We start from the raw sequence: 11892 nt of genomic DNA on the forward strand, positions 1-11892 counted from the left end.
TTGCCGAGCCAGTTCAACTCTTCCAGCAACAGGCCGCTCGTCATCAGCGCTTCGCGCGGGCCGACAACAACCCGCCGGTTCGGCGCATCGATCTTGACCACGAACAGGGGCTCGCCCACGGCCACATTCAACCCGCGTCGCTGGCCGATTGTGTAATGGATCACGCCTTCGTGGCTCCCGAGAACACGGCCATCCAGGTGCACGATATCGCCCCCACGCCCGGACCCGGGGCGGAGTTTTTCCACCACTTTCGCGTAACTGCCTTCCGGCACGAAACAGATGTCCTGGCTGTCGGGCTTGGCCGCGACCGGCAGGTTGAACTGGTCAGCCAGCTCGCGCACTTGCGTCTTCGGCAGGCTGCCCAGCGGAAAGCGGATATAATCCAGCTGGTCGCGCGTCGTGGCGAACAGGAAGTAGGACTGGTCGCGGCTTGCGTCGGCAGCGCGGTGAAGCTCCGGCCCGTCCGGACCGTCCGTCCGCCGAATATAATGCCCCGTCGCGAGGCAATCGGCACCAAGCTCCTTCGCGGTGCGAAGCAGGTCCGAAAACTTGACCGTCTGGTTGCAGCGAATGCACGGGATCGGCGTCGATCCGGCCAGATACGTGTCGGCGAAATCTTCCATCACCTGCTCGCGGAAGCGGCTTTCATAATCCAGCACATAATGCGGAATGCCGATCTGGTCGGCCACGTTCCGGGCATCATGTATATCCTGGCCCGCGCAACAGGCGCCCTTCTTCTCGACGGCGGCGCCATGATCGTAGAGCTGCAGCGTGATGCCGATCACATCATAGCCCTCGGCCTTCAGCATCGCGGCCACGACCGAGCTGTCGACCCCGCCCGACATGGCGGCGACGACCCGCGTATCGGCGGGGCTCTTGTCAAATCCGAGAGAGTTCACGCCGCCCGTCCAGGCAGCGGTTTTGGTATCTGTCATGTCGTACTCCAACCGGGTTCAAGGCCCGGAGCAGCTTCAGGAAGGGCGCATATAGCGCGGGATCACGGAAATTGCGAGGGGGTGAAGACGCCCGCCTCAGAACCAGGTCCGCACGCCCGCCACGAAGACCGTGCGATCAGTGTCTTCCCCGGCGGCCTCGAGATAGTCCGCCGTGCCGCCAAAGCTGCCCTGCCATTCAACGCCAACGTAGGGCGCGAACTCGCGGACGATTTCATATCGCAACCGCAGGCCAGCATCGAGCGAGGTCAGCCCGGAGCCCGTCTCCAGTTCCGGAATGTCCTGCGCCGAGAGTTCGGCTTCCACACGCGGCTGAAGGATCAGGCGCTGGGTGAGGCGAAACTCGTACTCGGCCTCGATCCGCGCGCTGAGATCGCCATCGCTGCTAAGGAAAGCCGCCGCATCCACCTCGAACCAGTAGGGCGCAAGGCCTTGAACGCCGAGAACGGCATGCGTGCGGCCCTTGGGCTCAAGATCGTAGCGCACCCCGCCCTGCAGGTCGAAATAGGGCGAGATCGCATGCGACCAGAGCGCCTGCACTTCAGCGTCCTCAACGTCGTCGGTCTCCAGCGAATAGGCGCCCTCGCTCTTGATCCAGAGCTTGTTCACATCGCCGCCATACCAGGCACTGCCATCCCAGACGAGCGCGTCGCCCTCATCCGACGACTGGAGTTCCAGCCGGTCCGCCATGACAGAAACCTGCCGCGTGGCACCGTGATGCGTCTGGACGTGGTGGCGGGCCTCAGCCATCTCGTCGGCATCGTAATATTCATCCGCCATCGACCAGGGCGGCGCTGCGCCTTCAGTCGCCTCGGCGAAAACCGGCGCCGCGACAGATATCGCCAGCGCACAAAGGGCCATTCCGCGTATCATGGCTTCATCCCCTCATCGCCCATTTCGTCGCGGTTCATCTTCGAATGATCCATGGTCGAATGGTCCATCATCCCGTGGCCCTGATGGTCCGCCATCGGCATCGGCTTTTCCGATGGCAAGACCGAGACGACCTGCATCATGCCCGCCGCCATGTGGAAGAGAAGGTGGCAGTGGAACGCCCAGTCGCCGACATGCTCGGCGGAAATGTCCACAGAGAGCTTCTCCGCTGGCTTCACGATCACGGTGTGCTTGCGCGGCAGGTGGCCGCTGGCCTCGGCGCCGGGAATGACGAGATCGAAGAACATGCCGTGCAGGTGGATCGGATGCGGCATCATCGTGTCATTGATCAGGGTCAGCCGCACGCGCTCGCCCTCATGGAACTGGATGGATTTCGTCACTTCGGAGAATTTCACCCCGTCGAACGACCACATATAACGTTCCATATTGCTCGTCAGGTGGACCACGATCTCGCGGCCGGGCGCCCGCGTATCCGGGCTCGGATCGAGGCTGCGCAACTGGCTGTAGGTCAGGGTGCGGTGGCCAATATCGTCAAGGCCGATTCCCGGCTCGTCGAGACGACTCATCGGCATGGCGGCGACATTGGCAATTCCGGGCTCGCGTTTGATCGGTGCTTCCATGGACACCATCTGGACTTCCGGCCCGTGCGGGTCCGGCATCGCATGGCCCATTGCCGCGTGATCCATTCCCGCCATCGCGCCGTGGTCCATCGCGTCCGGCGCATCCGCGCCCATGTCCATTTCCATCTCTCCATGCCCCATGGCCGCATGGTCCATGCCCATGTCCTTCATGGTCAGGGTCGGCACTGGCCTCAGGGCGGGTACAGCCGCACGCATGCCGGGCCGGGGGCCGAGTGTCGCCACCGCCTGTCCGGACCGGTCGATCGACTCGGCGACGAAGGCAAACGCCTCCGCCACCTGCGGCGTGACGATCACATCATAGGTCTCGGCCACGCCAATCTGGAATTCATCGACCTCCAGCGGCTGCACATTGAGTCCATCGGACTGGACGATTGTCATCGGCAACCCCGGCAAGCGGACATTGAACAGCGTCATCGCCGCGGCATTGATGATCCTCAGGCGCACACGCTCGCCCGGATTGAACACCATGTTGAAATTGTCCGCCGTCGACCGACCGTTGATCAGATAGGTATAAGTCGGCGCGCCGACATCCGCGAGATCGCGCGGCGACATCCGCATCGCGCCCCACATGGCCCGGTCTTCCAGCGCCGAGCCGAGCCCCTTGCGGGAGGCATCCTCGAAGAAATTGCCGACGGTGCGTTGCTGGAAATTCTGGCTGTCGGAATGCTTCTTGAGCTTGGCAAACAGGCGATCCGGGTCGCCGAACGTCCAGTCGCCCAGAACGAGTACGTATTCGCGGTCATAGGCGACCGGATCAGCGTCCTTCGGATCTATAATGATCGGACCGTAATGGCCGACCTGTTCCTGCAGGCCGGAATGGGAATGGTACCAATAGGTGCCGTTCTGCGGCACGGCATATTTGTAGGTGAAGGTCTCGCCCGGCTTGATGCCCGGGAAGGAGACGCCCGGCACGCCGTCCATCTGGAACGGCACCAGGAGGCCATGCCAGTGGATGGATGTGTCGGTTTCCAGCGTGTTGGTGACGTTCAGCGTCACCTCCTCGCCCTCGCGGAAACGCAGCAGCGGCGCCGGCGCAGAGCCATTGACGCCGATCGCTTCGGTCGCGCGGCCATTGATGCGCATCGGAAACCTGCCGACCGTCAGGTCGAACCGGTTGCCCTGCAGCCCCGGGATGCCGAGATTGCCTTCGCTGGACGAACGCGCCCAGGCCGGCAGCGGGCCTGCCCCGGCCAGCGCGGCGCTACCAGCAACATATTTGAGGAAGTGGCGGCGGTGCAGCATTGGCTCTCCTAGCGAAGTCACGGCGGGTCAATTACGTGTCTGTCTAGCGTAAGCCAGGAGCCTATCGAAGCATATTCGCGCAGCCGCCCGGTCACATATCAGTCATCGCGTCCGGCTAGTGTCCGCCGCCGAAAACGCCCGTGCGGACATTATAATCCACTGCCAGTGCATAATCCGGATCGTCGTCCGCATCGACCATCAGCTGCCCCGCGCGTTTCAGCAGCTTGTGGCAGTCATGGGAAAGGTGGCGCAGGCGCAATGTCTTGCCGTTTTCTGCATAGCGCGCAGCGAGGTCTTCGATGGCTTGCAGGGCGGACTGGTCGACCACGCGGGAGCGCTTGAAGTCGACGATCACGACGTCAGGATCAGTTTCCGGGTGGAAGAGTTCGGCGAAGCCGTCGGTCGAGCCGAAGAAGAGCGGGCCTTCGATCTCGTACACATGCGCGCCGGGCGTGCGCACGCTGTCGCGCTCGATGACATGGATGCGGCGCGCATTGTTCCAGGCATAGGCGAGCGCCGAGACAATCACGCCAACGACCACCGCCGTGGCAAGGTCATAGGCGACGGTCACGCCGGTCACGAGCACGATCACGAACGCATCCATCAGCGGGATGCGCGTCATGATCCGCAGGCTTTGCCAGGCGAAAGTGCCGATCACGACCATGAACATGACGCCGACCAGCGCGGCGAGCGGAATGCGCTCGATCAGGCTGGAGCCGACCAGGATGAAGGCAAGCAGGAACAGCGCAGCCGAGATGCCCGAAAGGCGCGTACGCCCGCCCGACTTCACGTTGATCATCGACTGGCCGATCATGGCGCAGCCACCCATGCCGCCGAAGAAGCCGGTCACGACATTGGCCGTGCCCTGCGCGAGGCATTCCTGCGAGGCACCGCCGCGTTTGCCGGTGATCTCTCCGACCAGGTTCAGGGTCAACAGGCTCTCGATCAGGCCGATTGCCGCCAGGATCAGCGCGTAGGGAAAGATGATTTCGAGTGTCTCGAACGTAAAGGGAACAGTAGGAACGGCAAAAGGCGGCAGGCCGCCCTTCACCGAAGCGAGATCGCCAACCGTCGGCACGTTCAGTCCGAACCCGATGACGATGCCGGCGACAATGCCGATCCCGGCAAGGGGGGCGGGAATGATCTTGGTCAATTTCGGCATGCCCCAGATGATCGCCATGGTCAGCGCCGTAAGGCCCAGCATGATGGCGAGCGGCGCGCCGCTCATCCATTCGCCGCCCGCAAAGCCGTGACCGCCGACTTCCGCCGTTCCGGGCACCTTGAACTGGCCGAGCTGGGCCAGGAAGATCACGATGGCGAGGCCGTTCACGAAACCGAGCATAACCGGATGCGGCACCAGCCGCATGAACTTGCCCAGCTTGAAGACGCCCGCGATCAGCTGCAGGATCCCCATCAGTACGACCGTTGCGAACAGGTATTGCGGCCCCATTCCTTCGGCAATGCGGGAGTCATGCACCAGGCCGACCATGACGACGGCAAGCGCGCCGGTCGCGCCGGAAATCATGCCCGGTCGTCCACCAAACAGGGCAGTGATCAGGCCGACAATGAAAGCCGCATAGAGACCCGCGAGCGGCGTCACACCAGCAACGAAGGCAAAGGCAACTGCTTCAGGTACGAGCGCAAGGGCGACGGTAAAACCGGCAAGCAGCTCTGTCTTCACCCGCATCGGCGTCATGGCGGACAGGCCATTTCCGGCCCAGTCGGCACGGGCGACGCGATCGGCAAATGCCGCAAAAGTCGATTTTACCATGTTTGGGGCCTGCTTCTATGTGTTCAGCGCGGAGGAGCGCACCTCATACAGGCATCATGTTGCATTGCAACTTTGTGGCTGACGCCCGTCTATGGTGGATCAGGCCGCCGATGCTGCGGCATTGGCCGTTCCGGCAGCAACCCAAGCGCCGCGGAAGTCACGGGCGGGCTCCAGCTTGTTGGTCAAGCCAATGAGGCCCTCGCCCTGACCCAGCAGAACCAGGCCGCCCGGCACAAGCTGGCTTGCAAGGCTTTCAACCACACGCACGCGCGCAGAACGGGCCATGCCCGGCAGCACATTGCGGCAGATGATGACATCGAACTTGCCGAGGCCAGCCGCGCTTTCGAGCAGGTTGTGCTGGCGGAAACTTATATGGGACCGAAGGGCCTCACTGGCTTCCCACTGGCCCGTCTCAAGCCGGTTGAAATGCTTGGTCAGGCGGTGAATCGAAAGTCCCTTCTGAACATCATAGTGACCGTAGCGGCCCATACGGGCGTTCTCGGTCGTGACCTTGCAAATATCTGTCGACAGAATCTCGATCTTGGCGCCGCGAAGAGCGGGCGGCAGCTCGTCTTCGAGCAGGATCGCCAGAGAATAGGCTTCCTGTCCGGTCGAACCACCCGCCAACCAGATTTTGAGGCGCCCCGTATTCGTCGCCTTGAGACGTTCGGGCAACACATCCGTCAGCACGCGCTGCAGCGTGTCCCGTTCACGGAAAAAGCGCGTGTCCTTGGATACCAGTGTCGCCGCGATCTCTGAGATAAAGGCGGGATTGGCCCGCGATTTCACGCAATGGACCAAGTCTTCCATCGTGCCGAAGCCCTCGCGCCGCGCGATGGGGGCGAGCCGGGCTTCGATAAGATAGGCTTTGGATTTCGGAATCGACTGTCCGGACCCCTTCAGGGCCAGATCTGCCAACTCGTTGAACACCTCATCCTTCATGTCCCGCTCCGAACCCGGGTATTTCGACCCCAATCGTTACCAATATCGAGGCTTTTATTAAGAAATGCTTCAAACGAGGCCGACTTCTGCAAATTTGCTTTCCAGAATGTCAGCGTCGAACGGCTTCATGATGAACTCGTCCGCGCCCGACCGGATGGCCTCGTTGATATGCTCGGCATCGTTCTCGATAGAACAGAATACCACCAGCGGCTTCTTGCCGCCATCTTCACGGCGCAATGCCCGCAGGAAATCCAGCCCGTTCATCACCGGCATGTTCCAGTCGAGCAGCACGGCGTCCGGCATGCTTTCCCGGCAGGCCTTCAGAGCCTCGGCGCCGTTTCCAGCCTCGACGATATTGAACTTCAGGTCCTGGATAATGCGCGCCGCAACTTTCCGTACGACGCGCGAATCGTCAACGATCAGGCAGGTTTTCATGGTCGGTGCTCCCACAGCAGACCTTCAGGTCGAGTTAACGATTGCCCGACGAGCGTTAAGATTTCGCTGCCAGTCTCGAAGAAACCGGTCAAAAGTCGCATCAGCCTTCAGCACGGATATGCGTCGCCATGATGATGGCGACATCCTCGCCCTGCTTGGCCGTGATTTCGCCTTCCAGGCTGTCGCAGATCATCTTTGCGAACAGCGGCTGGATATTGTCGGGCTTCCAGCCGTCCTCGGGTTCGATTCCCTGAACAGACCTGGCGGCCTCGTCCTTCAGTTTCACCCGCTCGCCACGCGACGAGACCGTCATCGTCATGCCAGCCGCTTCGTTGCGTACGCGGGCCTGGATCACGCCGCCGCGCGGAAGCGTGTCGACCGACATCATGATGAGGTTCATCAGCAGGCGGGCGTGCGAATAGCTGAGATGGTCGGTGGCGATATCCCATTCGATGCTGGGCTTCAGGCCGTTCAGGAAGTTCTCGGTGATCTTCTTGAATTCATGCATGTCGGCCGTGCCAGCCTGCAGGCCAAGCGAGCCATAGGCGTAGCGCAGGAACTGGATCGTCGCAGCCGCCTTGCGGGCACTGGATCGAAGCAATTCCTCGAACTGCTGGTCCATGTCGGAATCACCGGGTTCGTCCAGCATTTCGAGGGCGCTGGTCACGCCGGAGACGGGTGACACGAGGTCATGGCAGATGCGAGACGATATGAAGGCTGAAAGCCGTGCAGGATCGATCATGGAAGGTCCAGCCCGTTGTTGACGTGAGATTACGTGCAAAATCGAGTGAGCCGCGTCTCGTGTCAATCAGTAGGGCGTGAAACTCATGCAACAGTATTGTCACGCGCCCCGCGCGCAAGACTGTTCCGCTCTCGGGTGCAGGACAAGAATCATCCGTTTGCACAAGCGCCGTTGCCAAGTGTGCGGTCGGCCCTGACAGGCTGCAGGCAAGGCCAGCGTGCGCCTTACTTTTTAACCCAGGCGCCGGTTTCGTCCATGTAGTACTGGCCGGATCCAGTTCGCGCGATCTGCTTCTCACCGGTTACACGGGCCACCTGGGCCACCGTGGTTCCGGTTTGCTGCGACAGTTGCTCATAAAGCGCGCGACGTCTGTTGTTGATCTCCTGAACCTTGCGGACGACGGCAGGTTCTGCCGAGCCGACCACGCCGAGATAGCCGTCGATACGCTCACCGACCTGGCCAGCGGAGATGGCGGCTTCGAGCTGGGGGTCACCAGCATGTGCCGCCGGCGCGCTCACGATGGCGAGCGACGCGATGGCCAGAGCGATGAAGACATTCTTGATCATGTTCATGATATATATCCTGTCGTCGCTATTGGGGGAACAGATCAGGGTTGTTGGAAATCAGGTCTTCGACATCCTTGTCGAGCTTGATGCGCACTTCCTGATCGATCTTCACGTTCAGATTGATCGTGATGGGTTTGTCGGATGGTTCAATTCGGATTGTCGGCGTGCATGCGGCAGTAAGCGCAACGCAACCGACAAGAAACAGTGTTTTCTGCGGGGTCGTCAATTTATGACTCCTTTTGTCTACGCGCGAACATGACATGGTTCAGCTTAACGTCAATCGACTGCATGGTTGTCTCTCATTCATCCGGCCGATTGTCTTTATCATTGGCCATATCGACGACCATTTTGACAAATTTGTCCTGCTGGGTGGCATAGGACCCGCTCTTGACCAGTTCCGCCAGATCGGAATCGAGAGACAAGTTGAACTCGAACGCCTGCCCTTTCGGCATGGTCAGTTTCTTGCCGAAAGCCAGCGGCTGCGTATTGCGACCGATCAAATGCACGCTTGCCACGGTCCGGTTCATCAGGTCGCCTGACAGGCCGATTTCCAGGACGGAGAATTGCAGGTCCTTCAACGCGTCGAATGCCAGTTTGGCATTCGGGTCGCTGTCGGCCGCCGAGTTGACCGCATCACCTGTATAAGCGATCCGCCCTCCCTTCGCGTCAGCCGCCAGAAGCGCGTCACGCACCTGGACTTCGCTGCCGACGAAATCCACCGGGAACGTACCGCTGACCGTGCCCGTTGCCTGGACATCGGGCAGCTTCAGAACCGCCACCAACTGGCTGAGTTCAATCGCGTCAGCTGTCACCTCCACGCGCTGGTCGTTGCCGCCCAGCGTCCACTGGAGAGGCGAGATCGCGATCCGGCCTCCCGCGAACGGGAAACCGGCCTTTTCGACACCCAGGACCTTGCCCTTGTCGAGATGAAACTGGATCAGACCATCCGTCAGCGGAACGCCGATGCTGAGCGATCCGACAGTCACGACCTGTCCGCGATCTGTCGTCAACTCCAGCAGGTCGCTGAACCGGATCTTGCCATTGACGTCCTCAATCCGGCCAAGCCGCGTTGTCTGGAATCCAAATTTCTCAATCGTGACGTCCCCTGTCGCGGACAGTTTCCCCGAAACAATATCGACATCTGCCTTTGCCGACGCATCACCAGCGGCAAGGGTAAAGACGCCGCGCAGTTTTTCGGACAGCATGACAGGCTGGAGTCCGCCAGAGCGGAACGCCAGCGGGCGCGAACGGATGGCCGCCGTGCCGTTGAGCTTTACCACGTCGAGATTGATCGTGGTGTCAGCAACTGTCGTCCCGCCCGCCTTCAGGCGCAACGGGCCGGTCATGACAAGCTGCCCATTGGTCAGCGCTGCGGTCATGTCCGAGATAAGCGGCTGGTAAAGTGGGTCACTCCGATAGTCCTGGATAAGGACACCGTTGGCGTTCAAATTGCCGGACAGGCCACCTTTTCCACTGGTCCCGTCAAATACGAAACTCTCGGCAGAAACCTTTGCAGGCACCAGCTTCCCGTTGAATAATGTTGCACCCAGTCGCGCCGACAGTTTCGGTGCGCCGCTGCCTGTTGCGATACCCATGCGCGGTGCTTCACCCGACAGGATCAGGGTGCGCGATCCTATTTCGAGAGGCAGGTCGAGGTGGTTTGCGAGCACTGTCATTGCCAGCCCGCCATTTGTCGACCAGTCGACCGATGCCTTCGTCAGGTCCAGCGTGCCGGACGTCGACCCTGTGGAGAATGGGAGATTTACCGCGCCCAGCGTGACCGTGCCGGCGGGAGACGCGCCGCCCTTGCGGATGAAGCCATCGCCCTGCGGACAGGCGTTCAGGCGAACAGGCTCGGCGCGAATGCTCCCGAAAACGAACCCCTGACTGGAAACACTGACGCATTTGGCGCCGTCCGGCTGCACCTGCCAACCTGATTCATCACGCGTGGCGCGAAGCCCGCCAACCAGTTCGGTCGTCTTCAGGTCGATCCCGGACATCTGTCCGGACAGGGACAAGCGCCCGCGGCCGAGAAGGTCAAACTGATCCGGCGCGCTGGTCATGGCGAACGTCCCGAGATCAGCCGACAGCGTCTTTCCGCCGGCTGTCCAGGGCTTGAGCTTGAATGCGTGCGCCTTGATCTGGAGTCCCGCGGTTCCCTGCTGCAAGTCGTCGAGGCCGAACTGCAGGTCGGGACCGCCGCCGCCAGACAGCGTGATGCTGCCACGCACAGCGCGTTCCGGCCCCTGGATCGACAGCCACGGCCCATCCGCCGGAGGCATGATTTTCAGCCGCAACCCGGACGCAGCCTTCAGAAGGGTTTCCTGCCGGCTTGAGAATGAGAAGACGCCGTCTCGCGTGCCCGCACTGAACGCCAGATCCAGATCGAACTTTGACAGCGCCCGGACAGCCGCAGACCGAAAACTGCTTCCGTGATCTGATAATGTGCCTGGAAATACGATCGGCGCTGTGAGTTCCTGGCGCAGGTCGGGAGCAACATGCGCATCCGTTGCAGACGCACGACCGACATATAGCAATGTGCCTTCGGCTGACCGGCTGAATGTGCCATTCGACGATAACGCCCCGGCACCACCTTGCGGCGCGATGGCCTGGGATGCCGAGAAGCTGACGGGTCCGCCGATGTTTCCGGCATCGCCTTTCAGGTCACCTTCAAGGCTCAAAGTGCTCGCGCCATACCCGTCGCGTAACACGTCTCCGGACTCCAGCTTGAACGTCGCAGCCGTCAGCGCCGCCAGTGCGTCTGTCGCCGAGAGGCTCGGCAGCTCGGTGAAGCTCGCCTCGCCGCTGGTCCGGACCGCGCTCAGATGCCCGCCCGGAATCACACCCTCGACGACCGAGCCGGTCCAGTTAAGTGTCATCGGTCCGTCGCCGATATCTGCGGCATCGATCTTGGCTGTGAAGACCGCATCCGTGATGGAGACGGTGTTCAGATCGGCGCGCTCCAGGACGATGTTCGCATCCCCTGAAATCCGCCCCATGTCCGCAACCAGGGAAATGGCGCCTTCGGACCAGTTGAATTCGCTCTCAGCACCCTTGAGCGCAGCCGGGTCCAGCACGAGGTCGAGCGTGCCTTTCTTTGGAAAGGTGCCGTGCATTGCCACGGTCGCGGACAGCTCGCCCGCCTCCGTTGCGAAGAATATCCGTCCATCGGTGATTTCAATCGCTGGCAAGGTTACTTTGCCTGCACCATCCGATTGGCCGGCCAGCTTCTCGAGCCCGTAGAAGCGCATGCCCGTTTCATCGAGCGTGCCGCGCACGACCGGCCTGTCCACGGTAATGCCGGTTAATTTCGGCGTGAACAGGCGCGGCCAGCTGAGATACGCACTGGCCTCCGATGCCTCGAAAGGCACGTCAGCGCCCGCGCGGACTTTCAGGTCGCGAATGGTGGCGCCATCTGAGCCAATCTGTACAAACTTCCCCTCACAGGAGAGCTGCCGCTCGGCGCACCAGCCAGCCATCGCGCGTTCGGCGACGGTCTTGCGCAGGAACCATCCCGTTGCCAGGGCACCGATCAGGAGAAGGACGACCGCCACGACCGTCCAGCGAACCCAACGGATCGGACGCTCCAGCGTGTCGTCGTCCGGGATTCCTACATTTTGGTCATCTGTCGTATTCACGGTACAATCCGGCTTGCTTCTTGCTAGTCTTGAATTCTAGAGTCTTAAAAAGCCAAGAAGGCTAAATTTAG

The 11892-nt window shown here is 61.4% G+C and carries 10 protein-coding genes; all 10 read right to left on the reverse strand.

Annotated features, from left to right (window positions below; genetic code table 11):
- On the reverse strand, positions 1 to 935 hold a 935-nt coding region (mnmA, locus tag AADA04_RS09900), incomplete at its 3' end, for a tRNA 2-thiouridine(34) synthase MnmA (RefSeq protein WP_340693100.1).
- Between the two features lie 96 nt (positions 936 to 1031).
- Positions 1032 to 1826 carry a copper resistance protein B gene (locus AADA04_RS09905; RefSeq protein ID WP_340693101.1) on the reverse strand — a complete coding sequence of 265 codons (795 nt, stop codon included), beginning with the start codon at positions 1824 to 1826 and terminating at the stop codon, positions 1032 to 1034.
- Positions 1823 to 3727 (reverse strand): copper resistance system multicopper oxidase, encoded by a 1905-nt coding sequence (locus tag AADA04_RS09910; protein WP_340693102.1) that lies wholly within the window; start codon positions 3725 to 3727, stop codon positions 1823 to 1825. Before AADA04_RS09910 ends, AADA04_RS09905 begins: the two co-directional genes overlap by 4 nt.
- Before the next feature lie 115 nt (positions 3728 to 3842).
- Positions 3843 to 5498, reverse strand: coding sequence for a SulP family inorganic anion transporter (locus AADA04_RS09915; RefSeq protein WP_340693103.1), 1656 nt, complete (start codon positions 5496 to 5498; stop codon positions 3843 to 3845).
- 99 nt (positions 5499 to 5597) lie between these two features.
- Positions 5598 to 6440 (reverse strand): protein-glutamate O-methyltransferase CheR, encoded by an 843-nt coding sequence (locus AADA04_RS09920; RefSeq protein ID WP_340693104.1) that lies wholly within the window; start codon positions 6438 to 6440, stop codon positions 5598 to 5600.
- Between the two features lie 69 nt (positions 6441 to 6509).
- Positions 6510 to 6875 (reverse strand): response regulator, encoded by a 366-nt coding sequence (locus AADA04_RS09925; protein WP_340693105.1) that lies wholly within the window; start codon positions 6873 to 6875, stop codon positions 6510 to 6512.
- Between the two features lie 100 nt (positions 6876 to 6975).
- Positions 6976 to 7617 (reverse strand): histidine phosphotransferase family protein, encoded by a 642-nt coding sequence (locus AADA04_RS09930; RefSeq protein ID WP_340693106.1) that lies wholly within the window; start codon positions 7615 to 7617, stop codon positions 6976 to 6978.
- Positions 7618 to 7841: 224 nt separating this feature from the next.
- Positions 7842 to 8189, reverse strand: coding sequence for a YdbL family protein (locus tag AADA04_RS09935; protein WP_340693107.1), 348 nt, complete (start codon positions 8187 to 8189; stop codon positions 7842 to 7844).
- Between the two features lie 19 nt (positions 8190 to 8208).
- Positions 8209 to 8409 carry a YnbE family lipoprotein gene (locus AADA04_RS09940; RefSeq protein WP_340693108.1) on the reverse strand — a complete coding sequence of 67 codons (201 nt, stop codon included), beginning with the start codon at positions 8407 to 8409 and terminating at the stop codon, positions 8209 to 8211.
- Between the two features lie 73 nt (positions 8410 to 8482).
- Positions 8483 to 11821, reverse strand: a complete 3339-nt coding sequence (locus AADA04_RS09945) for a YdbH domain-containing protein (RefSeq protein WP_340693109.1) — start codon at positions 11819 to 11821, stop codon at positions 8483 to 8485.
- Positions 11822 to 11892 lie beyond the last annotated feature (71 nt).

This window comes from Hyphomonas sp., from assembly GCF_037969335.1.
Taxonomy (GTDB): domain Bacteria; phylum Pseudomonadota; class Alphaproteobacteria; order Caulobacterales; family Hyphomonadaceae; genus Hyphomonas.

Coding starts and splice junctions, on each gene's coding strand:
- AADA04_RS09910 (WP_340693102.1), bottom strand. CDS start 3,727: ATGCTGCACCGCCGCCACTTCCTCAAATATGTTGCTGGTAGCGCCGCG.
- AADA04_RS09920 (WP_340693104.1), bottom strand. CDS start 6,440: ATGAAGGATGAGGTGTTCAACGAGTTGGCAGATCTGGCCCTGAAGGGG.
- AADA04_RS09930 (WP_340693106.1), bottom strand. CDS start 7,617: ATGATCGATCCTGCACGGCTTTCAGCCTTCATATCGTCTCGCATCTGC.
- AADA04_RS09905 (WP_340693101.1), bottom strand. CDS start 1,826: ATGATACGCGGAATGGCCCTTTGTGCGCTGGCGATATCTGTCGCGGCG.
- AADA04_RS09935 (WP_340693107.1), bottom strand. CDS start 8,189: ATGAACATGATCAAGAATGTCTTCATCGCTCTGGCCATCGCGTCGCTC.
- AADA04_RS09915 (WP_340693103.1), bottom strand. CDS start 5,498: ATGGTAAAATCGACTTTTGCGGCATTTGCCGATCGCGTCGCCCGTGCC.
- AADA04_RS09925 (WP_340693105.1), bottom strand. CDS start 6,875: ATGAAAACCTGCCTGATCGTTGACGATTCGCGCGTCGTACGGAAAGTT.